This window comes from Limnomicrobium aquaticum (genome assembly GCF_040545545.1).
Classification (GTDB): Bacteria; Pseudomonadota; Alphaproteobacteria; order Rhizobiales; family Rhizobiaceae; genus Ensifer_A; species Ensifer_A aquaticum.
Genome location: NZ_JBEPMB010000002.1, coordinates 394,656 through 421,073 on the forward strand (window position 1 = coordinate 394,656; position 26,418 = coordinate 421,073).

Consider the following 26,418-nt stretch of genomic DNA (forward strand, 5'->3'; position numbering starts at 1 on the left):
GAAAACGCTGCTCAGTCTCAGAGACCGTTGGGCAGGTAATTCTTGACGACCTTCTTGCCATCCGGCTCGGCCAGCACCATCGTGCCGCGTGCGTCGCGAATGAACTTGTTGGTCCGCTTGATCATGCCATGGCGCTTGCCGGCGGCAGCCGCCTTGACCTTGCCCGTCGCGGTGATCTTGAACCGCTTCTTGGCAGACGATTTCGTCTTCATCTTGGGCATTTTGCTACTCCGTTCTTGGTGTGTTTTCGGAAATGGCTGATGAGGCCTTTTCACAAGCATTTAGAACGGCCACGGCATGCCCTGCCGGACCGTTCGGACGGGGGCTTATAACCGCGGTCCTCGAAATACGCAACCGGTCGCGCAAGGAATCTTCTGTGCGGGGCGGATTCTATGTCCCCGGCGGCCTTTGCCTTGGCCGCGTCCACCTGATATCCGTCGCTCCTCATTAACACAACGCCTGACAGAGATGCCCGAAAAGACTGCCATCCAACGCCTCGCGCTGACCGACTTTCGAAACTATGCGGCCGCGTCGCTGCGTTTCGATGGCCGCCATGTCGTGCTGACCGGCGATAATGGTTCGGGCAAGACTAATCTCATGGAAGCTGTGTCCTTTCTCTCGCCCGGCCGCGGCTTTCGCCGCGCGGCCTATCCGGATGTCGTGCGCAACGGGGCGGAGGCCGGCTTCACCGTCTTTGCCGCCGTCGAAGGCATGAATGGCGAGGCCGATATCGGTACGGGCACGGAAGCGGGGCAGGAGGGGGGCGTCTCGCGCCGGCTGCGCGTCAATGGTGTCACGGCGCCGGCCATAGACGATCTGCTCGATCACCTGCGCATTCTCTGGCTGACGCCGTCCATGGATGGCCTCTTCACCGGCGGTTCTTCCGACCGCCGCCGTTTCCTCGACCGTCTCGTTCTCTCCATCGACCCGACGCATGGCCGTCGCGCCAGCGATTTCGAGCGCGCCATGAAGAGCCGCAACCGGCTGCTGACGGAAAACCGCTGGGACACGACCTGGCTCGACGGGCTTGAAGAGCAGATGGCGGGGCTGGGCGTCGCCATCATGCTGGCGCGCCGCGAAATGCTGGGGCTTTTGGCGCGTCTGGTGGAAGAGGGCGCGCCCGAAACGGCCTTCCCGGTCCCCGCCCTGTCGCTCGCCGGTTTCATGGATGAGGATGGCGAAGGCCGCGTGGCCGCCGACCTCGAAGACGATTACCGCCTGGCGCTTGGCCGCGACCGTCCACGCGATGCGAGCGCCGGCCGCACACTCGAAGGTCCGCACAAGACCGACCTTCTCGTGCGCCACCGCGCCAAGGATATCGAGGCCGAGCGTTGCTCGACCGGCGAACAGAAGGCGCTGCTGGTCGGCCTCGTTCTGGCCCATGCGCGCCTTGCCGCCCGCATGACCGGCTTCGCGCCCATCCTGCTGCTCGATGAAATCGCCGCGCATCTCGATGAAAACCGCCGCGCCACGCTGTTCGATCTCGTCCACGATATCGGCGGGCAGGCTTTCATGACCGGCACGGATGCGGCAATGTTCAAGAGCCTTGGCGAGCGCGCGGAATTCTTCCGCGTCAGCAACGGCACGGTCACGCGGGAGGATGCGCCATGACAACAGGCGAGGGCACAGAGCCCCTTTCAAGGGATGAGATTGGCCGCTATGCGCGCCATATCGTGCTGTCGGAAATCGGCGGCCCCGGCCAGCAGAAGCTGAAAGCCGCACGCGTGCTGGTCATTGGTGCCGGCGGCCTCGGTGCGCCGCTCATTCAATATCTCGCCGCCGCCGGCATCGGCACGATCGGCATCTGCGATGACGACGCCGTCTCGCTCTCCAATCTCCAGCGCCAGATCATCCACACGACGGACCGCATCGGCGTACCGAAGACGGAAAGTGCCGCCGCTGCCGTCGCTGCGCTGAACCCGCATGTCAACGTCATCCGCCACAACCTGCGCCTCAGCGCCGAAAACGCGCCAGACCTGCTGGCCGGCTACGATCTCATGGCCGACGGCTCCGACAATTTCGCCACCCGCTACCTCTGCGCCGATATGGCGGAAAAGGCGCGCATCCCGCTCGTGACCGGCGCGGTCGGTCGCTTCGACGGCTCTGTGACGGTCTTGAAGCCCTATGAAAAGGGCGCTGATGGCCGTTTGTTACCCGGCTATCGTGACCTCTTTCCGGAGCCGCCGCCGGAAGGCATGGTGCCGACCTGCGCCGAAGCCGGCGTCCTCGGCGCTGTCACCGGCGTCATCGGCACGCTGATGGCGATGGAAGTAATCAAGCTCGTCACCGGCGCGGGCGAGCCCTTGATCGGGCGGCTGCTGCTTTATGACGGGCTGTCAGCGCGGTTCGACACCGTGCGCTACAAGCGACCGGCCTCGACCGAGGCCTAGGGGAGGCTACGCCGTCGCACGCTTGAGCGTCGCGGGGGCATGATCCCGTTGCGCGTTCACCACCCGCAGTTCGACCTTCCTGTCGAGGTGGCTCAGCACTCTCACCAGCCGGTCGATCGTAAATCTGCCAAGGTCTGCGTTGCGGATTCGCGATATGTCAGCTGCAGCAATGCCCGTCAGCTCTCCGGCCTCGCGGACGGTCAGCTTGCGTCGGTCGAGGGCGATGATGATTTCGGCCGCGAGCTGGGCCTTCATCTGGCGCGTCTCGGCGTCGGCAAATCCGAGATCGGCGAAGACATTGTCGCTGCCTCGAACGACTTCAAGGTCTTCTTCCATCATGACAGCATCTCCTTCAGGCGCTTTAGCCGGGTTTGAACCAGCTCGATGTCTTTTTGTGGGGTGGCGATACCCTTTGTCGATTTCTTCTGAAAAGCGTGGATCACCCATAGGTCATCGCCAATCTGCACGGCATAGACGACACGAAAGGCATCCCCTCGAAAAGGCAGGGCGATTTCCATGACGCCGGTTCCCAGCCCTTTCATGGGCTTGGCGATCTCGGCCTTGGCACCCCGCGCCGCCAGCGCCAGCGCATCGGCCATGCGCTCCTGGGCTTCACGCGGAAACTTCTCAAAGTCTTTCTGCGCTGCCTTGATCCATGAAATTTTTCTCAAGATGGCCATGCGGGTTCACGTTCAACAGCGGACGACAAGAGAATTTTGTCATATTTGACTACATTCCGTTTGGCAATGCAAGGTCTTGGCGGCTGTTTGGGAAAATTGGAAACCAAACCTTTCGTGGCGCGCGAGCGGGTTGACTGTGTCTGCGTGACTGTCTAACTTAGAATCATTCTAAAAAGGACACCTCCCATGATTGCCCGACTTTTTGACCGCTCCAAGAAGCGTGACTTCTCCAGCCTGAGCGAAGCCGAAATCCTCGCGCTCGCCATCTCGTCCGAAGAGGACGACGCGCGCATCTATCTCGCCTATGCCGACAAGCTGCGGGCGCAGTATCCGCAGTCGGCCAAGGTGTTCGATGACATGGCGGAGGTGGAAAACACCCATCGCCGCATGCTGATCGACATGTTTGAGAGCCGTTTCGGCACGCGCATCCCGCTGATCCGACGCGATCATGTGCGCGGCTTTTATGAGCGCTCGCCGGACTGGTTGATGGAAACGAAGACGCTGGACGACATGCGCGAGGAGGCAGAGCGCATGGAACAGGGCGCCTATCGCTTCTATCTCGAGGCGCAGAAGCAGGCGCAGGACACCGGCATCCGCAAGCTGCTGGGCGATCTGGCGCTTGCCGAACAGGGCCACAGCGATGTCGCCTCCATGCTGGAAGAAAAGCACCTGCCGGACGACGCCCGCTCGGAGGAGGATGAAACTGCCCGCCGGCAATTCGTGCTGACCTATGTCCAGCCGGGCCTTGCCGGCCTGATGGACGGCTCCGTCTCCACGCTCGCCCCGATCTTCGCCGCCGCCTTTGCCACGCAGGATACGACACAGACCTTCCTCGTCGGCCTGTCGGCCTCGGTCGGTGCGGGCATCTCCATGGGCTTCACGGAAGCCGCCCATGACGATGGCAAGCTGTCGGGTCGCGGTTCGCCGATCAAGCGAGGTCTCGCCTCGGGCATCATGACGGCGCTCGGTGGTCTCGGCCACACGCTGCCTTACCTGATCCCGAACTTCCTGACGGCGACGGTCACCGCGATTGCCATCGTGTTCATCGAACTCTGGGCCATTGCCTTCATCCAGAACAAATACATGGACACCCCCTTCCTGCGCGCCGCCCTTCAGGTCGTCGTTGGCGGCGGGTTGGTTCTGGCAGCCGGTATCCTCATTGGCAACGCCTGACGCGGACTACGCAGCGCCTGCTCTCAGGCGCTGCGTCTCGCGGCCACAACACAAGCCACCACGGCCACGGTGATGGCAATCATCGCGCCGGAGATCGCTTCGCCGAGAAACAGGAAGGCGATGACGAAGGAAAAGAATGGCTGCGTCAGTTGCAGCAGCCCGACCGAGGCCGTGCCGCCCAGCGCCAGCCCGCGATACCAGAAGATGAAGCCGACCAGCATGGCCATCAGCCCGGCATAGATCAGCCCGAGCCACGATGCCGCATGCACCGCATGAAAATCGGCTGGCGCATAGAAGAACGACAGCGTCAGCATCAGCGGCATGCCGAACACCAGCGCCCACGAAATCGCCTGCCAGCCGCCCAGCCGCCGCGTCAGTTGAGCTCCCTCGGCATAGCCATAGCCGCACACCGTCACGCCGATCAGCATGAAGAGATCCGGTGTGGAAAGCGACAAGCCATTGGAGAAGAACGCATAGCCGACCACCAGCGCGCTTCCGGCCACCGCAAAGAGCCAGAAGCGCAGCTTCGGCCGTTCACCGCCACGAAGCACGCCGAAGATTGCGGTCATCAGCGGCAAAAGCCCGATGAACATCGTCCCATGCGCCGAGGGCACGACCTTCAGCGAAAAGGCGATCATCAGGGGCCAGATGACCACAACGCCCAGCGTCACGCCGATGAGTGGCAGGAGATCGCGTTTCTCCGGCCGCTTCGCCTTGAGCGCAAAAAGCATCGCAGCACCCAGAACGCCCGCAATCACCGCCCGCGCGCCCGTGACGAAGATGGGGTCGAAATCCGCGACCGCTGCCCGCGTTGCCGGCAATGAGCCGGAAAAGACCAGGACACCCAGAAAGCCGTAGATCAGGCCCTTTGTCTTGTCGCTGATGGGCGGGGCGGTGAGGGCGATGTCGGTCATGGTCTGTCTCCTTGTCTGTCCGAAATGCCCGAAAGCTGAGATGACGAACAGACACAGTTGAAGACAGTTTTGAAAAACTGTACTGATACGATATCCGATACAGAGAGAGACGAGGCCCATGGCGTCCGGACAATGCGAGAAGGTCATGACGCTGATCCGCGAGCGTATCTCCGCCCGCGCGCTCCTGCCGGGCGAAAAGCTGCCCTCCGTGCGCAGCCTCGCCGCGACCACCGGCATTTCCAAATCCACCGTGGTCGAGGCCTATGACAGGCTGGCGGCGAGCGGCCTCATCGAGCCGCGTCGGGGTGCTGGCTTCTATGTTGGGAGCCAGCCGGTTCCGCATTCTCTGAAGACCACAGCGCGGCCGGTCGAGCGTGCGGTCGATCCGCTCTGGATGTCGCGCCAGGCGCTGGAGCCGCGCCCCGGCATGCTCTCGCCCGGCTGCGGCTGGCTGCCGGAAAGCTGGATGCCGCAAGAGATCATCGCCCGTGCACTGCGCAATGTCGCCCGCAGCGGCGGCGCGCAACTGACCGATTATTCCGAGCCGAAAGGCTTTGCGCCGCTGCGGCAACTCATCGCCCGGCGGCTCGCAACGCGCGAAATAAACGTCGGCGCGGAAGAGATCATGCTGGCCGATTCGGCCTCCGCGGCACTCGATCTCGTGCTGCGCTTTCTCACCGAGCCCGGCGACACGATCCTCGTCGACGATCCCTGTTATTTCAACTTTCTGGCGGGTCTCAGGGCAAACCGGCTGCGGGTCATCGCCGTCCCTTTCGGCCCCGGCGGTCCGGATGTCGAGGCCTTCGCGCATCTGGCCGAGACAGAGCGGCCGCGGCTTTATCTCACCAATGCCGGCCTGCATAATCCGACCGGCTGGAAGCTCTCGCCCGTCACCGCGCACAAGGTGCTGAAGCTTGCCGAGCGGCACGACCTTCTCATCATCGAGGATGACATTTTCGGCGATCTCGAAGGCGAGCCTGCCCCGCGCTATGCGGCCATGGACGGGCTGGAACGGGTCATCGTCATCGGCAGCTTTTCCAAGACGCTCTCGGCCGCCTTCCGCACCGGCTATGTCGCCATGAGGCCCGACTGGGTGGAGGATTTTACCGATTTCCGCATCGCCAGCCGTTTCGGCGGCAACCAGATGGCGGAGGCGCTGGTGCATGCGGTGCTCTCGGACAGCGCCTATCGCCGGCATCTCGACGGCCTGCGCAACCGGCTGATGGCAAGCGGCGACGCCGTGGCGCGCGAACTTGAGGGGCTCGGTTTCGAGCTTCTCAATCCGGCGCTGGGCGGCTTCTTTCTCTGGTGTCGCCTGCCGGGTGGGCAGGATGCGGCAGCCCTGTCAAAGGTCGCGCTCGACAATGGCCTCGTGCTGGCTCCGGGCAATGTCTTCAGCCATTCCGGCAATGCAGCCGGCCTCATGCGCTTCAACGTCGCGCAATCCGATAACGGTCAGGTTTTCAGGCTGTTGAGGCAAACGCTGTCTGAGGCTCGCGAAATGTGAAAGGGCCGCCATGTCCCCACAGGCGGCCCTCCATCACGTCCTTCCCCCTCCAGAAAAGGACGCTACGATTTGCGGTTACTTCCGAAGCGAACCGACGAGGACGTCGCCGCCATTCTCGATCGTCACCCACTGGCCGGAATTGGCCGTCGATTGACGCTTGAGGTAGTGGTAGGGCGTGTCCGTCCAGAGCTTCACTTCGTTGTCCAGATTGTCGAGAATATAATCGCCCTGCGCGGTGCGCACGGTCAGCACGGCGTGGCCTTCGCCATCCGGCTTGCGAACGACGGTGATCAGCAGCGTGTTGACCGGGAAGCCCTTCTCGATCAGCATCTTGCGCTTGAGAAGAACGAAATCCTCGCAGTCGCCCGCATCGACCGGATAGGCCCAGACCTCGTCGCGACCGTAGAGTTCCATGTCGGTCATCGGCACGATGGTCGAATTGACGTGATAGTTGATGTCGCGGATTGTCTGCCAGCCGAAGCTGGTCAGCTTCGGGGCGGTCTGGTCGGAAGACTTCACGCTGCACTCGTCCTGATGGCTCTGGCAGAATTCGTAATGGCCGATCGGCTGCGACGTGACGGCGCCCGTGCGCATGACGGCGGGCGCAACGCCAACTGCATCGGCAGCCGTCGCAACTGTCATTGCCAGGGCGAAAAACGCAAAACCAAGCCTGAATGCCATCACGGGAACCCTTCAATTCTTAACAAACAGTTAAGAACCTGGGGCACGAAGAGTCAATTACAAGGCTTGGCCGCTCCCGGCATTCTTCCGGACATGGTTAAAATTGCAACGAATTGTTAACCATGATCGCCCGGTAGAAGCGCCGCCAGCGCCCGGCGCATCAGCGCCAGATCCTCCGGCCGCGACAGGCGATGGTCGCCATCCTTGACGAGACTGATCACGACATCGTCGGCCGGCAGATGTTCGACCAGCTTCATCGCATGCCGCCACGGCACGTCCGGATCGTTCATGCCCTGCAGGATGTGCACGGGGCATCCGGTTTCGATAATGCCGGTCAACACCCGGTTTGCCCGCCCGTCGTCCATCAGCTTGGCGGTGAAGATGTTCGGCTCTGGTGAGTACTCCGAATGTTCCTCGAAATAGCCCTTGTCGGCGAGGCTCTTGCGCTCGGTCTCGCCGAGCGATGGCTCGATCAGGTCCATGGTGAAGTCCGGCGCGGGTGCGATCAGCACCATGCCCTCGACGCCGGCTGTCTTCGCCTTCCGCAGTTCAGCCACTGCGCGCAGCGCAATCCAGCCGCCCATCGAAGAGCCGACGAGGATCAGCCGCTGGAAGGCCGTATGCGCGATGACCGCCAGCGCCTCTTCCAGCCAGCGCGAAATGCTGCCGTCGCGAAATTCTCCGCCCGACTCGCCATGGCCGGAATAGTCGAGCCGGAGACAGGCGAGCCCCTTGTCGTGGGCAAAGCCTTCCAGCTCCAGTGCCTTCGTCCCCTTCATGTCGGATCGGTAGCCGCCGAGCCAGACGAGAAGCGGCCTGTCCTTCGGTCCTTGGCTGAGACGCCAGGCGATGTCGCGGGTGTCAGCGCCTGTTCCCACGGTCAGGAATTGCGGTTTTTCGTCTGCCATTGCGCCTCTCCTGTCGGATTTATGACGGACTTACAACAGATTCGACGAAATAAGCACAGATGGTGATTTTTCCCGCGAACCATGCTATTGACTCGCACGCGTGAAAGCACACATTGCAGCGGAAACAAATCCCCGCACACGTTCTCGGAAACAATTTGAGGAGAATACGACCATTCGCAGACCATTCAAAGCCGACGCCCCCGTAAAGGACGGGCCTCGCGCCAACCGGGAAATTCGCCTGCCCCGCATTCAGCTCATCAATGAAGAAGGCGAGAACCTGGGCATCGTGCCCACGGACGAGGCAATGAAGATGGCGGAAGAGGCGGGGCTCGATCTCGTCGAAATCTCGCCGAATTCCGAACCGCCGGTCTGCAAGATCCTCGACCTCGGCAAGCTGAAATACGCCAACCAGAAGAAGGCGGCCGAAGCGCGCAAGAAGCAGAAGATCGTCGAGATCAAGGAAATCAAGATGCGCCCCAATATCGACACCCATGACTATGAGGTGAAGATGAAGGCCATGAACCGCTTCTTCGAAGAAGGCGACAAGGTCAAGGTGACCCTGCGCTTCCGCGGACGCGAAATGGCGCATATGGAACTCGGCATGAAACTGCTCATGCAGGTCAAGGAAGACACGGTCAACATCGCCAAGGTCGAAGCCGAGCCGAAGCTCGAAGGCCGCCAGATGATGATGGTCCTCGCGCCGAAGTGAGCGTGAACCCATCCGTCAGTGGATGAAAAGAAGCCGTCCGTTGGGGCGGCTTTTTTGTTGTCCGCGACTGGCGCAATCGACGCATTTCGCGTGTTATGCTTCGGTCGGTCATTCCAAGGAGAGAGAAAAACGATGACGAAACTGATCGGGATTTCGGGAAGCCTGCGCAAGGGCTCGCTCAATTCGGCCCTGCTGCGCGCCGCCGCCGGCCTCGTGCCGGAAGGCGTTGAACTGGAGATCGGCACGATCCGCGGCATCCCGCTTTATGACGGCGACGTTGAGGCAGAAAGCGGCATTCCCGAAGCCGTCACCGTGCTGAAGGAGAAGATCATCGCAGCCGACGGCCTGCTTCTCGTCACGCCCGAATACAACAATTCCATTCCCGGCGTTTTCAAGAATGCCATAGACTGGCTCTCGCGCGGCCCCGGCGGCGCCAGCATCGCCTTCCGCAACAAGCCCATCGCCATCATCGGCGCCTCGCCCGGCGGCTTCGGCACGATCCTCTCCCAAAACGCCTGGCTCCCCATCATGCGCACCTTCGGCGCCGACCTCTGGATGGGCGGACGGCTCATGGTGTCGCATGCCGACAAGGTGTTCGACGGCGAGGGGAACCTTGGCGATGACAAGGTGAAGGAACAGCTCGCCGGGTTCCTGAAGGGTTTTGCGGAGCATGTGGCGGGGCGGAAATAGCACCCTCGTCCTCTCCCCTTGTGGGAGAGGATAGCCTGCCCCAAGAGCCGCAGGCGATTGGTTTGGCAGGCTTGGTGAGGGGTGTATCGGAGCCGTCTGGGAAAGCTGACCCCTCACCTGCGATTTCTAACACTTAGCTAAAGCTAAGGTGTTGAAATCACTTCCTCTCCCACAAGGGGAGAGGAAGTGACACCTCAATTTATCAACGGCAGCAGCTTGTTGATCGAGTCCTTCGCGTCGCCGTAATACATCCGCGTATTGTCCTTGTAGAACAGCGGGTTCTCGATGCCCGAGTATCCCGTGCCCTGGCCGCGCTTGGAGACGAACACCTGCTTCGCCTTCCAGACTTCCAGAACCGGCATGCCGGCAATCGGCGAGTTCGGGTCTTCCTGCGCTGCCGGGTTGACGATGTCGTTGGAGCCGATGACGATGACGACGTCGGTGTTCGGGAAGTCCTCGTTGATCTCGTCCATTTCCAGAACGATGTCGTAGGGCACCTTGGCTTCGGCCAGCAGCACGTTCATGTGCCCGGGCAGACGGCCGGCGACCGGGTGGATCGCGAAGCGGACTTCCTTGCCCGCGGCGCGCAGCTTGCGGGTCAGTTCCGACACCGCCCCTTGCGCCTGCGCCACCGCCATGCCGTAGCCCGGCACGATGATGACCGAGTCCGCATCATTGAGCGCTGCCGCGACACCTTCCGTATCGATGGCGATCTGCTCGCCTTCGACGGCCATCGCCGGACCTGACGTTCCGCCAAAGCCGCCGAGGATGACCGACACGAAGGAGCGGTTCATCGCCTTGCACATGATGTAGGAGAGGATCGCGCCCGAAGAACCGACCAGCGCGCCGACGACGATCAGCAGGTCGTTCGACAGCGAGAAGCCGATGGCCGCCGCTGCCCAGCCCGAATAGGAGTTGAGCATGGAGACCACGACCGGCATGTCCGCGCCGCCGATGCCCATGATCAGGTGGTAGCCGATGAAGAGGGCTGCCAGCGTCATGATGACGATGGCAAGCGTCGAACCGGAGGAGAGATAGACGAAGAGAAAGACGAGCGAGATGAGCGCGGCGGCTGCGTTCAGCACATGGCCGCCCGGCAGCTTCTTCGCCTTGCCATCCACCTTGCCGGCCAGCTTGCCGAAGGCAATAACCGAACCGGTGAAGGTCACGGCCCCGATGAAGATGCCGAGGAAGGTCTCGACGCGCAGGATGTTGATCTCGACCGGGCTCTTGTGCGCAATCACGGCGGCAAAGCCGGTCAGCGCATGACGCGCCGCCTCATCCATGCCGGCAAGCCGGATCATCTCGATATGCGTGTTGAAGCCGATGAGCACCGCCGCCAGACCGACCAGCGAATGCATGGCGGCAACAAGCTGCGGCATTTCGGTCATCTGTACGCGCTGGGCAACGACCCAGCCAATGGCGCCGCCGATGACGATCATCACCAGCGAAATCAGCCAGTTGCCGGCTCCGGGGCCGTAAAGCGTCGCAAGGACCGCGAGCGCCATGCCGACAATGCCGTACCAGACCGCGCGCTTGGCGCTTTCCTGGCCCGAAAGTCCGCCCAGCGACTGAATGAAGAGGACGGCCGCGACCACATAGGCCGCCGTGGTAAATCCATATTCCATGTTTCAGTCTCCCCCGATCACGACTTCTGGAACATGGCAAGCATGCGCCGGGTGACCATGAAGCCACCGAAAATATTGATCCCCGCCATGAAGACGGAGAGAGCGGCGAGCGCCGTCACCAGGAAGCTCCCGGAGCCGATCTGCATCAGTGCGCCGAGAATGATGATGGAGGAGATCGCGTTCGTGACCGCCATCAGCGGCGTGTGCAGCGAATGCGACACATTCCAGATGACCTGGAAGCCGACGAAACAGGAGAGCACGAAGACGATGAAATGCGACATGAAGCTGGCCGGTGCAAAGAAGCCGGCAAGCAGGATCAGCGCCCCGCCGATAACCAGCAGGCCGACCTGCTGCTTCGTCTGCGCCTTGAAGGCGGCGGCTTCCGCAGCCCGCTTTTCTTCCGGCGTCAGTTCCTTGGCTTTTTCCTTCGGCTTCTGCGCCGCAATCGCCTGGATCTTCGGCGGCGGCGGCGGGAAGGTTATCTCGCCTTGATAGGTGACGGTTGCGCCACGGATCACGTCGTCTTCCATGTTGTGGAAGAGCGCGCCATCCTTCTTCGGCGTCAGGTCCGTCATCATGTGGCGGATGTTGGTCGAATAGAGTGTCGAGGACTGCGCGGCCATGCGGCTCGGGAAGTCCGTGTAGCCGACAATGGTCACGCCATTGTCGGTGACGATCTTCTGGTCCGGAACCGTGAGATCGCAATTGCCGCCGCGTTCGGCGGCGAGGTCGACGATGACCGAGCCCGGCTTCATCATGGCGACCATGTCGGCAAGCCAGAGCTTCGGTGCATCGCGGCCCGGGATCAGCGCGGTCGAGATCACGATGTCGATATCGGGGGCGATCTCGCGGAACTTCTTCAGCTGCGCCTCGCGGAACTCCGGCGAGGAGGGGGCCGCATAGCCGCCCGTCGCCGCGCCATCCTGTGCGGGGCCGGCAAAATCGAGGAACACGAAATTCGCGCCCATGGATTCGATCTGCTCGGCCACTTCCGGGCGGACGTCGAAGGCATAGGTGATCGCGCCGAGCGACACGGAGGTGCCGACAGCGGCAAGGCCCGCGACGCCAGCGCCAATGACCAGCACCTTGGCCGGCGGGATCTTGCCGGCGGCTGTCACCTGGCCGGTGAAGAAGCGGCCGAAATTGTTGCCGGCCTCGATCACCGCGCGGTAGCCGGCGATGTTGGCCATCGAAGACAGCGCATCCATCTTCTGGGCGCGAGAAATGCGCGGCACCATGTCCATGGCGATCACATTCGCGCCCGTGCCCTTGGCCTGCTCCAGCAGGTCCTTGTTCTGCGCGGGATAGAAGAAGGAGATCAGCGTCTTGCCGGGGGCGAGTTTGGAGACCTCGTCTGCCAGCGGCGGGCGCACCTTGGCGATCACGTCGGCCTGCGCATAGAGCGCATCGACCGTGTCCACCACCGTCACCCCGGCGGCGCGATAAAGGTCATCGGAAAAGCCGGCAAGCTTGCCCGCGCCCGCTTCGATGACACATTGATATCCGAGTTTCTGCAGCTGGGTGGCGCTGTCCGGCGTCATCGCGACGCGCGCCTCTCCCTCAAGCCGTTCCCGTGGCGAACCGATCAGCATCTTTGTCCTCCTGCCTGCGTTGGCACATATTAGGAGACGGCACCCCCGCCGTCTTTAAATTTTTGAACGCAGTTCGTCTTCGTTTAAGCAGGGAACAGGCGTTCGTGCAACTGCGCGCGAGGCGATTCCGGTACTCTTGACCGCCGTAAACCTAACCGCGAGATCGTTCGCTGAACCGCCAGCGGCTTGCCGCCATCAGGAATTTATTTTAAGTTTGAAATATTTAGTAGAAGCCATGTTCGGCGACACTTCAGGCCGCAGATGCAGCAAAAAATGTCGCAAGCTCGGCCAAAAATTTTCTGATAGAATTCCGGAGGCAAGTTTTAATTCGATTTAGATTATAAATCACGATTATCCGGAATTCAGTTATGAGACTGTCCGAAGCGTTTTGTAGTAGACGCTTGTGTCGCAGGGGCGGCCGTCCGGGAAGAGGGCGTAGCCCGGAATGGTGCCCGCTTCCCTCCATCCGAGGTGCCGATAGATATCCTCCGCCGGCTCGCCGGTCGCCGTATCCAGCACCAGAAGGCTCCGCCCGCGCGCCCGCGCTGCCGCTTCGGCGGCTTCCATGAGACGCCGCGACAAGCCGCGCCCGCGCGCATCCGGGTGAACCATCAGCTTCTTGATATCGCCGCGATGCGGCTGGTTCGGCGGAAGCTTCAGGCCAAGTTGCACCGTCCCCTCGATCAGCCCGTCGATCTCCGCAACCAATAGAATCGTATCCCCGCGGCCAACGGCACCCGCCACATCTCGCCAGAAGCCTTCCGCCTCCTCCGGCGGAAACGGCCACATGTAACCGAGCGATGCGCCCGCAGCGACCGTATCGCGAAACAGACGGGTCAGTTGCGGAATGGCGGTCAGCGTCTCGTCTTCGGTCAATTGGCGAATGGTGGTCATGATCAGCCCTTCTTGAGAACGACCGCATAGCGGCAGGGTTGCGAGGAGCGATTGTGAAAGGTGATGCCGCTTTCGAGCCCCATGAAGAGGCAGTCGCCAATATTGAGGTCATGGCTCGCGCCGTCGCATTCCATGCTCAGCGCACCTTCCAGCAGCCACACATATTGCATCTGCGGCGGATTGAATTGCATGGGCGGCAGGGCAACCCTCGCGCCCGCCGGCAAGTCGACCTCAACCAGATCGACATTGATAGGATGGCCGCGCGGCGATACCGCTCGGCGGACATAGCCCGTTTCGGGGTCACGCCAGACCGGCTGTTCCGACCGCCTCGAGAGCGGCCGGAGGGTCTCGTTCGTATTGGAGAAAAACCCCGACAGCGTCTCGTCGAGAGGCGTCAGCAGCCGTGCCAGCAGCACTGCCGTCGGGCTTGCCTCCCCGCGTTCGATCTTGGAGATCATCGCCCGGCTGACGCCGGATGCGGAGGCCAACTGGTCCAGTGTCATCGCGCGCGCAATCCGCAGCGCCTTTAGCGATGAGCCGATGTTCTTCTCGAGGTCGCCGTTTGAGTCTTCCATTATAGGAGAATGAATAGTTCCTATAGTGGAGTCAAGCGCATCGTGGAGGAGATTTTAAGCGTGCGAAGAAGGCCGCACGCCTAGATCGTTTTAATCTCTCCTTGAAACGCTGAATCGATCTATCTCTTTGTTCTTACGTAACTCCGGACGCGAAGCCGGTTTCCACTTTCGCTGGAATTGCTCCAAAGCGCGAAAGAGGTGGGGAAGGCTCTGCTCGCTATTCCATCCTTTCAGCGTATGGACCGCGTCGCACGGCAAGCAATAAACCCTGTACGACCGAAGGCTTGGTGACGGCAAGCAAACCCTCACCGGTTGCGCCGTAAGCCCACGATATCCCCCAGAACCGCATTGGCCGCCGCCATGACATTCGAGCCGGGGCCGAAGATTTCGGCCACGCCGGCATCGCGCAGGAACTGATAGTCCTGCTCCGGGATGACGCCGCCGGCCACCACGATGATGTCGTCGGCACCCTTTTCCTTGAGCTTTGCAATGAGTTCCGGGATCAGCGTCTTGTGACCGGCGGCCAGCGACGAGACGCCGATGACATCGACCCTTTTGGCCACCGCCTTGTCGGCAACTTCCGCCGGCGTCTCGAACATGTCGGTCAGTTCCACGCGAAAGCCCATGTCGGCAAAGGCGGTGGCAATGACCTTTGCGCCGCGATCATGGCCGTCCTGGCCCATCTTGGCGACGAGGATGGAGGGATCGGTGCCGCGCTCGGCCTTGAAGGCCTCGATCTTGGCGCGGATCGCCTTGTATTCCGCATCTTCCTGATAGGCATCGGCATAGACGCCGGAAATGACGCGCGTTGAGGCATGGTGGCGCGAGAAGGCGCGCTCCATCGCGTCCGAAATTTCGCCGAGCGAGGCGCGGGCGCGGGCCGCATCCACGGCAGCCGACAGAAGATTGCCCTGGCCGGTTGCCGCGACCTTTTCGAGTGCCTTCAGGGCTGCATCGACGGCCTTGCCATCGCGGGTTTCGCGCATGCGGGTGAGCCGCGCGATCTGGCTCAGGCGCACCTTGGCATTGTCGATTTCGAGAATGTCGACCGGCGCTTCGTTTTCCAGCCGGAACTTGTTGACGCCGACGATGACGTCTTCACCCCGGTCGATGCGGGCCTGCTTGCGCGTGGCCGCCTCCTCGATGCGCATCTTCGGCAGGCCCTGCTCGACCGCCTTCGTCATGCCGCCCAGGCTTTCGACCTCCTGGATCATGCTCCAGGCCTCTTCCGCGAGCTGCGCCGTCAGCGCCTCGACATAATAGGAGCCGCCGAGCGGATCGACGACATTCGTCACACCCGTTTCGTGTTGCAGGATCAGCTGCGTATTGCGGGCAATGCGGGCGGAAAACTCCGTCGGCAGCGCAATCGCCTCATCGAAGGAATTGGTGTGCAGCGACTGCGTGCCGCCAAGGACGGCGGCCAGCGCCTCATAGGCCGTGCGGACGACGTTGTTATACGGGTCCTGCTCGGTCAGCGACACGCCTGACGTCTGACAATGCGTGCGCAGCATCTTCGAGCGCTCGGACTTCGCGCCGAAATCCGTCATGATCTTCGACCAGAGCTGGCGCGCGGCGCGCAGCTTGGCCGCTTCCATGAAGATATTCATGCCGATGCAGAAGAAGAACGAGAGCCGGCCGGCGAAGTCGTCGACATCGAGGCCCTTCTTCATCGCCGCACGCACATATTCCATGCCGTCGGCCAGCGTATAGGCCAGTTCCTGGGAGAGCGTCGCACCGGCTTCCTGCATGTGATAGCCGGAAATGGAGATGGAATTGAACTTCGGCATCTCCTTCGCCGTAAACTCGATGATATCGGCCACGATCCGCATCGAGGGTTCCGGAGGATAGATATAGGTGTTGCGGACCATGAACTCCTTGAGAATGTCGTTCTGGACCGTGCCGGTGAGCCTGGCGCGCGGCACGCCCTGCTCCTCGCCGGCCACGATGAACATGGCAAGCACCGGAATGATCGCGCCGTTCATGGTCATGGACACGCTCATCTCGCCGAGCGGAATCCCGTCGAACAGGATCTTCATGTCCTCGACGCTATCGATCGCCACGCCCGCCTTGCCGACATCGCCGACGACGCGGGGATGGTCGCTGTCATAGCCGCGGTGTGTTGCAAGGTCGAAGGCAACCGACAGGCCCTTCTGCCCGGCCGCGAGGTTCTTGCGGTAGAAGGCGTTGGACTCTTCCGCCGTGGAGAACCCCGCATATTGCCGGATCGTCCAGGGCTGGCCCGCATACATGGTGGCGCGCACGCCGCGCGTGAACGGGGCAATACCGGGAAGGGCGGTGGCGGCCTCGGCGGGGAGGTCGTCCGCCGTGTAGAGCGGCTTCAGGGTGATGCCTTCAGGCATGTCCTTGTTGAGCGTCGAAGGGTCCGCGCCCTTCAGTTCCTTCGAGGCGAGAGGGAGCCATGCGGAATTGATCGTCTTCGTCATTTGAGGCGTCTCCTCGATCCTCGGGTTCGTTCATCAACGCGCGCCGCCTATCTCCCCTTTGTGGGGAGGTAAGCCGCGGTCCCTCCTCTCCCCTTGTGGGAGAGGAAGCGATTTCAACATCTTAGCTTCAGCTAAGTGTTAGAAATCGCAGGTGAGGGGTTCTCCCCTTGGCACCGCCGCAATTCACCCCTCACCAAGCCTGCCTAGCCAATCGGCTACGCCTCTTGGGGCAGGCTATCCTCTCCCACAAGGGGAGAGGACGGGTGCCTCAAGCAAACTCCATGATCACATCATCGACCGCGAGGCTCGCGCCCGGCTTCGCCAGCACCTTCGACACGCGTGCCCGCTTTTCCGCCCGCAGCATGTTTTCCATCTTCATCGCCTCGACGATGGCCAGCGCCTGGCCTTCCTGCACTTCGTCACCCTCCTTCACCAGCACGGAGGTGATCAGGCCGGGCATGGGGCAGAGGAGGAGATTAGACGTGTCCGGCGGGGCCTTTGCGGGCATCAGCGCGGCCAGTTCCGCGACGCGGGGCGAGAGAACCTGAACCTTCACATCCATGCCGCGCCGGCGCATGCGGAAACCGCCGGGGGCCGGCTGGACCTTGAAGGCGATTGCCTTGCCCTCGATCAGCACTTCGGCCAGCGGATGGCCCGGCAGCCATGTCGTTTCGACCTGCAGCACCGGCCCGCCTTCGAGGCTGACGCCGAAGCCGGTGGAAAGATGCGAGATCTCGGTCTTGGTCGTATGACCCGCGACCAGCACGATCTTCTCATGGCCATTGCCGACGCCGACCGAAAAGCGGCTGCCGGAGATCTTGGCATTGCGCTCGCTGGCGATCCGCGAGAGCACGAGGGCCGCCGCCGCAAAGCTGTGGGCGCTTGCCTCATCCGGCGCGACCGGGCCGAAGCCTTCCGGATATTCCTCCGCAATGAAGCCCGTCGAAAGCCGCCCCTCGCGCCAGCGCGGATGCTGCATGAGGGCGGAGAGGAAGGGCAGGTTATGGCCGATGCCTTCGACCTCGAAGCGGTCCAGCGCATCCGCCATGGCGTCCACGGCCTCAAGCCGCGTCGGTGCATGGGTGCAGAGCTTGGCAATCATCGGGTCGTAATACATCGAGATTTCCGAACCTTCGGTGACGCCCGTGTCGTTGCGCACGGTGATGCCGCCCTTCGTCTCTTCCTGCGGCGGACGGTAGCGCGTCAGCCGGCCGATGGAGGGCAGGAAGTTGCGATAGGGGTCTTCGGCATAGAGCCGGCTTTCCACCGCCCAGCCATTGATCTTCACATCCTTTTGGCCAATCGGCAGCGCCTCGCCGGCGGCAACCCGGATCATCAGTTCGACCAGATCGAGCCCGGTGATCAGTTCGGTGACGGGATGCTCCACCTGCAGGCGGGTGTTCATTTCGAGGAAGTAGAAATTGCGGTCCTTGTCGACGATGAATTCGACCGTGCCGGCGCTCTGGTAGTCGACGGCCTTGGCGAGTGCCACCGACTGCTCACCCATGGCGCGCCGCGTCTTTTCATCGAGGAAGGGCGAGGGGGCCTCTTCCACGACCTTCTGGTTTCGCCGCTGTACCGAACATTCGCGTTCGTTGAGATAAAGCACATTGCCATGCGCGTCGCCGAGCAGCTGGATTTCGATATGGCGCGGCTCGACGATGAATTTCTCGATGAAGATGCGGTCATCGCCGAAGGAGGAGGCCGCTTCCGACTTCGAGCGGGCGAAGCCCTCGCGGGCCTCGTCGTCGTTCCAGGCAATGCGCATGCCCTTGCCGCCACCGCCGGCAGAGGCCTTGATCATCGCCGGATAGCCGATTTCTCTGGAAATCTTCACCGCATGTTCGGCATCGTCGATCAGGCCCATATAGCCGGGCACGGTCGAAACGCCGGCTTCGGCCGCGATCTTCTTGGAGGTGATCTTGTCGCCCATCGCCTCGATGGCCTTCACCTTCGGGCCGATGAAGACGATGCCTTGGCTCTCCAGCGCCTCGCAGAAGGAGGCGCGTTCGGAGAGGAAGCCATAGCCGGGGTGGACGGCTTCCGCTCCGGTCTTCTTGCAGGCCGCGATGATCCTGTCGGCCAGAAGGTAGCTCTGTGCCGCCGGCGGCGCGCCGATATGCACGGCCTCATCCGCCATCTTCACATGCTCGGCATCCCGGTCGGCGTCGGAATAGACCGCCACCGTCGCAATGCCCATCTTCTTCGCGGACTTCATGACGCGGCAGGCGATTTCGCCGCGATTGGCAATGAGGATCTTCTTGAACATGCCGTTTGTTTCCTACCCTTGATCGCCGATCACAGACGCTCGGCGCGATATTGTTCGTAGCCTGCCTGCCTGAGCTCACAGGCCGGGCAGGTTCCGCAGCCATAGCCCCAGGCCTGCCGCGTCGAGCGGTCGCCGCGATAGCAGCTATGGCTTTCCTCCAGAATGAGATCGACCAGCGGCTTACCGCCCAGCGCCTCGGCCATCCGCCAGGTCTGAGCCTTGGTCAGCCACATCAGCGGCGTGTGGATGACCTGCCGTCGGTCGAGCCCCAGCGAGAGCGTCACCTGCAGGCTTTTCAGCGTGTCGTCGCGGCAGTCCGGATAGCCGGAATAATCCGTCTCGCACATGCCGCCGACGAGATGTTTCGCATTGCGCCGATAGGCGAGTGCGGCGGCGGCTGTGAAAAAGAGGAGGTTGCGGCCCGGAACGAATGTGTTCGGCAGGCCCGCCTCGTCCATTTCGATTTCCATGTCGCGGGTCAGCGCGGTTTCCGAAATCGCGCCGAGCAGGCCCATATCGACCATATGGTCCTCGCCGAGCTTCGCCGCCCAGTGCGGAAACTTTGCCTTCAGCTCTGTCAAGAAGTGCAGCCGCACCTCCAGCTCGACGCTGTGCTTCTGCCGGTAGTCGAAGCCGATCGTCTCGACGGCCTCGAATGTCTCCAGCGCCCAGGCAAGGCAGGTCGCGGAATCCTGCCCGCCGGAAAACAGCACAAGCGCCTTGCCCTCCATCATCGCCTCACACCTCGAACACATCGTCGAACGACTGCGGGAAATTGGCCCGCGCGACGTTCATGTTGATCTTGAGAAGGGCGGTGTAGGATTCCGGGTCGAACGGGTGCTCGGCCGGCACGATCTCGCGCTTGAAAAGGCGCGAGAGGCGGCCGGCATCCAGATTGCCGCGCTCGAAGGGCTCTTCACCGAAATGGTGCCAGAGCGCGTGGAGAAAGGCGGCGTCCGCTAAGGGCTCCGTCTTGTCGGCGGTCATCGGGCGCGGCTTTTCGAAGAGCTTGGTGACGCCGCGCGGATTGGCGCGGCGGATGGTGAATTGCCAGCCGGTTCCCGTCAGGCCTGACGGGAAACCGCGATGCTTGGTCATTTCAGGAAGCTTGCCCATGTTGTCTCAAGCCTTCCCGATCTTGTCTTGCGTCTTCGTCTCGAAATCCGAGGCGTCGTGGCGCTCATGCAGCTGCATCGACGGTTCGCCGAAGACGCGATTGACCATGGAGCCGCGCTCGACGGCGGGACGGGCGAAGAGCTGCTTGCGCCAGCGCTGCACATGCTCGTACTCGTCCACCGACAGGAAATCGCCGGCATCGCTATACGCAGCCTTGGCGGCCAGACGCCCATACCAGGGCAGGATCGCCATATCGGCGATGGAATAGTCTTCGCCGGCGATGAATTCATGGTCGGCGAGCTGACGGTTGAGCACATCGAGCTGGCGCTTCACCTCCATGGCGTAGCGGTCGATGGCATACTGGATCTTGATCGGCGCATATTCGTAGAAATGGCCGAAACCGCCGCCGAGGAAGGGCGCGGAACCCATCTGCCAGAACAGCCAGTTCATCACTTCGGCGCGCTTCCGCGCATCCTTCGGCAGAAACGCGCCGAACTTGTCGGCAAGATAGGTCATCATCGAGGCGGACTCGAAGAGCCGGATCGGCGCACCGCCGTCCACAGGCGCATGGTCCATCATCGCCGGGATCTTGGAATTCGGATTGACTTCGACAAAGCCCGAACCGAACTGGTCGCCATCGTTGATCCTGATCAGCCAGGCATCATATTCCGCGCCCGAATGACCGGCGGCGAGCAATTCTTCCAGCAGGATCGTCACCTTCACGCCGTTCGGCGTTCCGAGCGAATAAAGCTGCAGCGGATGCTTGCCGACCGGCAATTCCTTCTCATGCGTGGGACCGGCAATTGGCCGGTTGATGCTGGCAAACGCGCCGCCATTGCCCTTTTCCCAGGTCCAGACCTTGGGCGGCTGATAGCCGGCGGGAAAGTTCTTCTCGGGCGGGAATTTGGTTTCGTCGGTCATGGTGCATCTTCCATTTCTCTCAGTCGGGGACGGTGCTAAAATTAGTCGTCCTTTGCTGCTCTACCGCTGTTGGGTAGATGTTTCAGTATCGCTTCGACAATTTCTATTACCATTGTTGTCGTTTCTTTATTGAAATCAGGAGCGATTTTTTCGCCTTTTCCAATTATAAAGTTTCGCTCCTCTTTAGATAGAGCTGCGGAAACGGCATTTAACTGGCTATCTTTATCGGAAGCCATAAGACCAGCGGTCAATCTCAATTCTATATTCGTAATTTCATTCTTGTTCTTCAATATATCTTTTTCATTGGAGACATACATTTTCAGAAAGAATGAGGCCAAAATCTGGCTAATTATTATAAACGTAAATCTAGAACCGTAATATGCTGCAAATTCGTACCAGTTCTCTGGAATTTTGCTTGCGGGAAAAATCACTAATATAACAAATATAATTATTAAGGAAAATGCAGAGAAAATAATTCCATAAATTAGATTGGTAGACGATCTTGATGAAAGGCGATCTTCTTCTTCAATTAATCTTGACCTTGATTGAATCAGAACCTCTTTCCAATTGCTGGTTGGCTGGCCATCTTTGTATCTCAATGAGTCTTTTAGATTTTCTTCAAACTGCGATTTCAGGCTGGCCCTTAACGCCTCCAATTCGAGCTTTTTCTCCTTATCTTTTTCGTTCTCAATCTTACGCCTTAGCGCCTCAACCTCCTCGATTTCCAGCGATTTTCGACGCTCCACAGGTGAAAGCACACTGAGGCGGAGAGTTGCATACATGCGGCCCACTAAAGCTTGCATTAGAGCAACAAGAACAACCGATGCTACAGCGACATAGAGGAGATTTGAGACGTGTGAATTAAGATATATGTATATATCTTGGTAGAGGCTTTTGAGATCCGAATCCTGCATTGCCACTTTCCCTCACAGCGGAATATTGTCGTGCTTCCGCTTCGGCTGCGCCACTTCTTTGGTCTTCAGCATTTCAAACGCCCGGATCACGCGCCGCCGCGTCGAATGCGGCATGATGACCTCGTCGATGAAGCCGCGCTCCGCTGCCTTGAACGGATTGGCGAAATTGTCTTCGTATTCCTTGGTGCGGGCGGCGATCTTGTCAGCGTCGCCCAGTTCCGAGCGGTAGAGGATTTCGGTGGCGCCCTTCGCGCCCATGACGGCGATCTGGGCGGTCGGCCAGGCATAGTTGACGTCGGCGCGGATATGCTTGGACGACATCACGTCATAGGCCCCGCCATAGGCCTTGCGGGTGATGACGGTCACCTTCGGCACGGTGGCCTCGGCATAGGCGAAGAGCAGCTTCGCGCCATGCTTGATGATGCCGCCATATTCCTGGGCGGTGCCGGGCAGGAAGCCCGGAACATCGACCAGCGTCAGGATCGGGATGTTGAAGGCGTCGCAGAAGCGCACGAAGCGGGCGGCCTTCTTGGCGCTGTCGATATCGAGGCAGCCGGCCAGCACCATCGGCTGGTTGGCGACAACCCCAACGGTCGAACCGTTCAACCGGACAAAGCCGCAGAGAATGTTCTTGGCGTGATCCTTCTGCACCTCGAAGAAATCCGCCTCGTCGGCAATGCGGGCGATCACCTCGTGCATGTCGTAGGGCTTGTTCGGATTGTCCGGAATGATCGTGTCCAGCGCCATTTCCAGACGATCGGCCTTATCGGCAGTCGGCAGCACAGGCGGCTTCTCGCGGCTCGACAGCGGCAGGAAGTCGAACATGCGGCGGATTTCAAGAAGCGCCTCGACGTCATTTTCAAAAGCGCCGTCCGCAACGGAGGACTTCTTCGCATGCGTCGAGGCGCCGCCCAGCTCCTCCGCCGAGACGATCTCGTTGGTGACCGTCTTCACCACATCCGGCCCGGTCACGAACATGTAGGATGTGTCCTTCACCATATAAATGAAGTCGGTCATGGCCGGCGAATAGACCGCGCCGCCGGCGCAGGGGCCCATGATGACGGAAATCTGCGGGATGACGCCGGAGGCCTGTACATTGCGCCAGAACACTTCCGCATAGCCGCCCAGCGAGGCGACACCTTCCTGGATACGCGCGCCGCCGGAATCGTTGAGGCCGATCACCGGCGCGCCGTTCTGGACGGCGAGATCCATGATCTTGCAGATCTTTTCGGCATGCGTCTCGGAGAGCGAGCCGCCGAAGACGGTGAAGTCCTGGGAGAAGACGTAAACCGGGCGGCCATTGATCGTGCCCCAGCCGGTGATGACGCCATCGCCCGGAAAGCGCTGCTCGGCCATGCCGAAATCGGTGCAGCGATGCGCCTTGTACATGTCGTATTCTTCGAAGGAGCCTTCATCCAGCAGCACATCCAGCCGCTCGCGCGCCGTCAGCTTGCCCTTGCCATGCTGCGCATCGATCCGCTTCTGGCCGCCGCCAAGCCGGGCTTCCGCACGCCGCGCTTCAAGCTTCTCAAGGATGTCCTGCATGTCTGCTCCTCCATCTGTCTCTCTTGGGTAGCGGTAAATTACGCCTATCGGAAGGATTGAAAAGGCGGCGTTGTGAAAGTATCAAATTAAAAATCTGCAAATTGCGAAATTGTGAAGCCATGCGCGCTCAAAAACTCTTCATTGGCCGGAAACTGCGCGATATCCGCCAGGAGGCGGGCCTGACCCAGGCAGGCTTTGCCGGCAAGCTCGGGATTTCGGTGAGCTACCTGTCGCAGCTGGAAACGAACCAGCGGCATGTCACCGCGCCGGTGCTGCTGGCGCTCGCCTCGCAATTCGCGCTCGATATCGCCAGCCTCTCGCAGGACGATAGCGACCGGCTGATCGCCGATCTCGGCGAGGCCTTCGCCGATCCGCTGTTTTCCGGCGCGCAGCCCTCCGTGCAGGACCTGAAACTCGTCATCCAGAGCGCGCCGGACGTGGCACATGCCTTCCTCTCCATGCATCGCGCGCTGCGCCGCGCCGGCGAGCAGCTGGCCGAACTGGACGATACGATTGCGCGGGCCGCCGCCACCGAGCCGACGCCCTATGAAGAGGTGCGCGATTTCTTCCACTATATCGACAACTACATCCACGAACTGGACGTCGCCGCCGAAAAGCTCGCGAGCGGCATGGGCGAAAGCCCGCGCAACCGCGTGCGCCAGATGGCCGACACGATCGAGAAGAAGCATCGCGTCCGCGTCGTCATGGGCGGGCAGGGCAATGCGGTGCGCCGCTACGATCCCGTCGGCCGCGTCCTGACGCTCAACCCGCGCACCGACAATGCGACGAATGCCTTCCAGATCGCCCACCAGATCGCGCTGATCGAGCACCAGAAGATCATCGACGGCATTATTTCCAAGGCGGAATTTCGCTCAGCTGACGCCGGCGCGATCTGTCGCATCGGATTGGCGAACTATTTCGCCGGCGCGGTCATGCTGCCCTACGGTGCATTTGCAGCGGCGGCGAAGGAATTGCGCTACGATCTCGAACTCCTCTGCGACCGCTTCGGCGCGAGCCTTGAACAGGTCTGCCACCGCTTGTCCACGCTCCAGCGGCCGGGCGCGAAAGGCGTGCCTTTCTTCTTCGCCCGCGTCGATCAGGCCGGCACGATCACCAAGCGCCACAGCGCCACGCGCCTGCAATTTGCCCGCTTCGGCTCGGCCTGTCCCTTGTGGAACGTCCACCGCGCCTTCGAGACGCCCGACCGCATCATCCGGCAACTGGCCGAAACACCGGATGGCGCGCGCTATCTCTGCCTCGCCATGACCGTCTCCAAACGCTCCGGCGGCTTCCGCGCACCGGTGCAGCGCCACGCGCTCGCGCTCGGATGCCAGATCGAATATGCCGGCGAACTCGTCTATGCCGACGATCTCGACATCGCCCGCGCGGAGGCCTTCGAGCCCATCGGGATCTCCTGCCGCATCTGCGAACGCCGCGACTGCCACCAGCGCGCCGTGCCGCCGCTGAAGCGCAAGCTGGTCATCGAGCCGAACGATCGCGGGTTTATCCCGTATGATTTTCTGTGAGTGGGAATGAAGTAGCCGCTGGCAGGCAGCCTATCTCTCCTCTTGAAAACGTTGTCGACAAAAAATATACAGGAAGTCTCTTAGGCATTCGGTAGCAGGCCATCATGAAAATCGCGATCATCGGAGCTGGCGTCATCGGGGTCTCTACCGGCCTGCAACTGGCCGTGCGCGGGCACGATGTGACGATCTTCGACCGCGAGGGCGTTGCCTCCGCCACCTCTCAAGGAAATGCGGGCGCCTTTGCGTTCACCGATGTCATTCCCCTTGCCACGCCCGGCGTCATGCGCAAGGCGCCGAAATGGCTGCTCGATCCGCTGGGGCCGCTCTCCATTCCGCCGGCCTATGCGCTCAATATCGCACCCTGGCTGCTGCGCTTCTGGCGCGCCAGCCGGACGGATCGCTACGAGGCGTCGCTGGCCGCGCAATCTGCGCTCATGAGCCAATCGCGCAATGCGCTCGAACGTCTCGCGGTGGAGCACGGCATGGAGGCGCATCTGCGCCGCGAAGGCCAGCTGCAGCTCTATGAGGGTGCTGCCCAGTTCGAGGCCTCGCAACCGGAATGGCGGGAGCGTGAGCGCCATGGCGTGCGCTTCCATTTCCTCAAAAGCCCGGCCGAGATTGCCGAAATCCAGCCGGGCATCGCGCCGCGCTTCACCCATGCGGGCTTCACGCCCGACTGGTCGAATGTCACCGATCCGAAATGCTGGGTCGAGGAACTGGCAACACGCTTTCGTGCTGCCGGCGGCCGCATCGAGATCGCAACCGTGCAGGCCGTGCGCCCCGCAGAAGGTGGTGTCTGGATCGAGGGCGGGCGCATTGACGGGATTTATGACCGCGCCGTTATTGCCGGCGGCGCGTGGTCGAAAGCGCTCACCCGCGAACTCGGCGATGCCGTGCCGCTGGAAACCGAGCGCGGTTACAATACGACGCTTCCGGCCGGCGCCTTCGACCTGAAGACCCATGTCACCTTCTCGAACCACGCCTTCGTGGTCAGCCGCATCGGCGATGGCGTCCGTGTGGGCGGGGCGGTGGAACTTGGCGGGCTGAAGCTTGCGCCCAATATGAAGCGCGCCGAATTCCTGCTATCGAAGGCAAAAGCCTTCCTGCCGGCTCTGAAGACCGAGGGCGGGAAGCAGTGGATGGGTTTCCGCCCCTCCATGCCCGACAGCCTGCCGGTCATCTCGCCCTCGTCGGCAACGCCGGCGATCGTCTACGCCTTCGGCCACGGCCATCTGGGCCTCACCCAATCGGCGGGCACGGCGGAACTGGCGGCCGATCTGGTCGAGGGCAAGGCACCCGCCATCGACATGAAACCCTTCCGCGCCCAGCGCTTCTGAACTTT

The 26,418-nt window shown here is 61.5% G+C and carries 25 protein-coding genes; 8 read left to right on the plus strand and 17 right to left on the minus strand.

Annotated features, from left to right (window positions below):
* Window positions 1–17: 17 nt before the first annotated feature.
* Window positions 18–221, minus strand: a complete 204-nt coding sequence (gene rpmI, locus ABID16_RS10560) for a 50S ribosomal protein L35 (RefSeq protein ID WP_109855865.1) — start codon at window positions 219–221, stop codon at window positions 18–20.
* 247 nt (window positions 222–468) lie between these two features.
* Between rpmI and recF the strand changes: the two genes are divergently transcribed.
* Both recF and ABID16_RS10570 read left to right on the plus strand, forming a co-directional pair.
* Window positions 469–1,611 carry a DNA replication/repair protein RecF gene (gene recF, locus ABID16_RS10565; protein ID WP_354556292.1) on the plus strand — a complete coding sequence of 381 codons (1,143 nt, stop codon included), beginning with the start codon at window positions 469–471 and terminating at the stop codon, window positions 1,609–1,611.
* Window positions 1,608–2,390 carry a molybdopterin-synthase adenylyltransferase MoeB gene (locus tag ABID16_RS10570; RefSeq protein ID WP_354556293.1) on the plus strand — a complete coding sequence of 261 codons (783 nt, stop codon included), beginning with the start codon at window positions 1,608–1,610 and terminating at the stop codon, window positions 2,388–2,390. Before recF ends, ABID16_RS10570 begins: the two co-directional genes overlap by 4 nt.
* Window positions 2,391–2,396: 6 nt before the next feature.
* Here the strand turns inward: ABID16_RS10570 and ABID16_RS10575 are convergent, their stop codons facing one another.
* Together ABID16_RS10575 and ABID16_RS10580 are read right to left on the minus strand one after the other, a co-directional pair.
* Window positions 2,397–2,729: a helix-turn-helix domain-containing protein gene (locus ABID16_RS10575; protein ID WP_354556294.1), complete on the minus strand. Its 333-nt coding sequence runs from the start codon at window positions 2,727–2,729 to the stop codon at window positions 2,397–2,399.
* Complete coding sequence (locus ABID16_RS10580; RefSeq protein WP_354556295.1) at window positions 2,726–3,070, minus strand: type II toxin-antitoxin system RelE/ParE family toxin; 345 nt, start codon at window positions 3,068–3,070, stop codon at window positions 2,726–2,728. The genes ABID16_RS10575 and ABID16_RS10580 overlap by 4 nt, the downstream gene beginning before the upstream one ends.
* A 186-nt stretch (window positions 3,071–3,256) precedes the next feature.
* Between ABID16_RS10580 and mbfA the strand changes: the two genes are divergently transcribed.
* Window positions 3,257–4,243, plus strand: coding sequence for an iron exporter MbfA (mbfA, locus tag ABID16_RS10585; RefSeq protein ID WP_354556296.1), 987 nt, complete (start codon window positions 3,257–3,259; stop codon window positions 4,241–4,243).
* Between the two features lie 23 nt (window positions 4,244–4,266).
* Here mbfA and ABID16_RS10590 read toward each other — a convergent pair whose 3' ends face one another.
* Window positions 4,267–5,157 (minus strand): DMT family transporter, encoded by an 891-nt coding sequence (locus ABID16_RS10590; protein ID WP_354556297.1) that lies wholly within the window; start codon window positions 5,155–5,157, stop codon window positions 4,267–4,269.
* 118 nt (window positions 5,158–5,275) lie between these two features.
* Here ABID16_RS10590 and ABID16_RS10595 point away from each other — a divergent pair, with 118 nt between their 5' ends.
* Entirely contained in the window at window positions 5,276–6,664 is a 1,389-nt protein-coding gene (locus ABID16_RS10595; protein ID WP_354556298.1) for an aminotransferase-like domain-containing protein, read from the plus strand.
* Window positions 6,665–6,739: 75 nt separating this feature from the next.
* On the opposite strand, the gene ABID16_RS10600 is transcribed toward ABID16_RS10595, so the two are convergent.
* Window positions 6,740–7,345, minus strand: a complete 606-nt coding sequence (locus ABID16_RS10600) for a transglutaminase-like cysteine peptidase (RefSeq protein WP_435532400.1) — start codon at window positions 7,343–7,345, stop codon at window positions 6,740–6,742.
* Between the two features lie 116 nt (window positions 7,346–7,461).
* The gene (locus tag ABID16_RS10605; protein WP_354556299.1) at window positions 7,462–8,253 is read right to left on the minus strand and encodes an alpha/beta hydrolase; all 792 of its coding nucleotides are present in this window, start codon (window positions 8,251–8,253) and stop codon (window positions 7,462–7,464) included.
* 172 nt (window positions 8,254–8,425) lie between these two features.
* Here ABID16_RS10605 and infC point away from each other — a divergent pair, with 172 nt between their 5' ends.
* Complete coding sequence (gene infC / locus ABID16_RS10610; RefSeq protein WP_354556523.1) at window positions 8,426–8,962, plus strand: translation initiation factor IF-3; 537 nt, start codon at window positions 8,426–8,428, stop codon at window positions 8,960–8,962.
* Window positions 8,963–9,094: 132 nt separating this feature from the next.
* Window positions 9,095–9,652 (plus strand): NADPH-dependent FMN reductase, encoded by a 558-nt coding sequence (locus tag ABID16_RS10615; protein WP_354556300.1) that lies wholly within the window; start codon window positions 9,095–9,097, stop codon window positions 9,650–9,652.
* Window positions 9,653–9,846: 194 nt separating this feature from the next.
* Here ABID16_RS10615 and ABID16_RS10620 read toward each other — a convergent pair whose 3' ends face one another.
* The 11 genes from ABID16_RS10620 to ABID16_RS10670 all read right to left on the minus strand — a co-directional run bounded on the left by ABID16_RS10620 (window position 9,847) and on the right by ABID16_RS10670 (window position 23,550).
* A complete protein-coding gene (locus ABID16_RS10620; RefSeq protein ID WP_354556301.1) occupies window positions 9,847–11,280 on the minus strand; it encodes an NAD(P)(+) transhydrogenase (Re/Si-specific) subunit beta in 1,434 nt (477 codons plus the stop codon).
* Between the two features lie 17 nt (window positions 11,281–11,297).
* Entirely contained in the window at window positions 11,298–12,872 is a 1,575-nt protein-coding gene (locus tag ABID16_RS10625) for a Re/Si-specific NAD(P)(+) transhydrogenase subunit alpha (RefSeq protein WP_354556302.1), read from the minus strand.
* A 366-nt stretch (window positions 12,873–13,238) separates the two neighbouring features.
* Window positions 13,239–13,766 carry a GNAT family N-acetyltransferase gene (locus tag ABID16_RS10630; RefSeq protein ID WP_354556303.1) on the minus strand — a complete coding sequence of 176 codons (528 nt, stop codon included), beginning with the start codon at window positions 13,764–13,766 and terminating at the stop codon, window positions 13,239–13,241.
* Between the two features lie 2 nt (window positions 13,767–13,768).
* The gene (locus ABID16_RS10635) at window positions 13,769–14,344 is read right to left on the minus strand and encodes a helix-turn-helix domain-containing protein (RefSeq protein WP_435532410.1); all 576 of its coding nucleotides are present in this window, start codon (window positions 14,342–14,344) and stop codon (window positions 13,769–13,771) included.
* A 302-nt stretch (window positions 14,345–14,646) separates the two neighbouring features.
* Window positions 14,647–16,785, minus strand: a complete 2,139-nt coding sequence (gene scpA, locus ABID16_RS10640; RefSeq protein ID WP_354556305.1) for a methylmalonyl-CoA mutase — start codon at window positions 16,783–16,785, stop codon at window positions 14,647–14,649.
* A 268-nt stretch (window positions 16,786–17,053) separates the two neighbouring features.
* Complete coding sequence (locus ABID16_RS10645) at window positions 17,054–19,054, minus strand: acetyl-CoA carboxylase biotin carboxylase subunit (RefSeq protein ID WP_354556306.1); 2,001 nt, start codon at window positions 19,052–19,054, stop codon at window positions 17,054–17,056.
* A gap of 29 nt (window positions 19,055–19,083) precedes the next feature.
* Window positions 19,084–19,788 carry a 7-cyano-7-deazaguanine synthase QueC gene (gene queC / locus ABID16_RS10650; protein ID WP_354556307.1) on the minus strand — a complete coding sequence of 235 codons (705 nt, stop codon included), beginning with the start codon at window positions 19,786–19,788 and terminating at the stop codon, window positions 19,084–19,086.
* Between the two features lie 4 nt (window positions 19,789–19,792).
* A complete protein-coding gene (locus tag ABID16_RS10655) occupies window positions 19,793–20,170 on the minus strand; it encodes a hypothetical protein (RefSeq protein ID WP_354556308.1) in 378 nt (125 codons plus the stop codon).
* Window positions 20,171–20,176: 6 nt separating this feature from the next.
* Window positions 20,177–21,091, minus strand: a complete 915-nt coding sequence (gene yghU / locus ABID16_RS10660) for a glutathione-dependent disulfide-bond oxidoreductase (protein ID WP_354556309.1) — start codon at window positions 21,089–21,091, stop codon at window positions 20,177–20,179.
* 41 nt (window positions 21,092–21,132) lie between these two features.
* Complete coding sequence (locus ABID16_RS10665; protein WP_354556310.1) at window positions 21,133–22,005, minus strand: hypothetical protein; 873 nt, start codon at window positions 22,003–22,005, stop codon at window positions 21,133–21,135.
* A gap of 12 nt (window positions 22,006–22,017) precedes the next feature.
* The gene (locus ABID16_RS10670) at window positions 22,018–23,550 is read right to left on the minus strand and encodes an acyl-CoA carboxylase subunit beta (RefSeq protein ID WP_354556311.1); all 1,533 of its coding nucleotides are present in this window, start codon (window positions 23,548–23,550) and stop codon (window positions 22,018–22,020) included.
* 119 nt (window positions 23,551–23,669) lie between these two features.
* Between ABID16_RS10670 and ABID16_RS10675 the strand changes: the two genes are divergently transcribed.
* Complete coding sequence (locus tag ABID16_RS10675) at window positions 23,670–25,076, plus strand: helix-turn-helix domain-containing protein (protein WP_354556312.1); 1,407 nt, start codon at window positions 23,670–23,672, stop codon at window positions 25,074–25,076.
* A gap of 104 nt (window positions 25,077–25,180) precedes the next feature.
* Window positions 25,181–26,413 (plus strand): NAD(P)/FAD-dependent oxidoreductase, encoded by a 1,233-nt coding sequence (locus ABID16_RS10680; protein ID WP_354556313.1) that lies wholly within the window; start codon window positions 25,181–25,183, stop codon window positions 26,411–26,413.
* Window positions 26,414–26,418 lie beyond the last annotated feature (5 nt).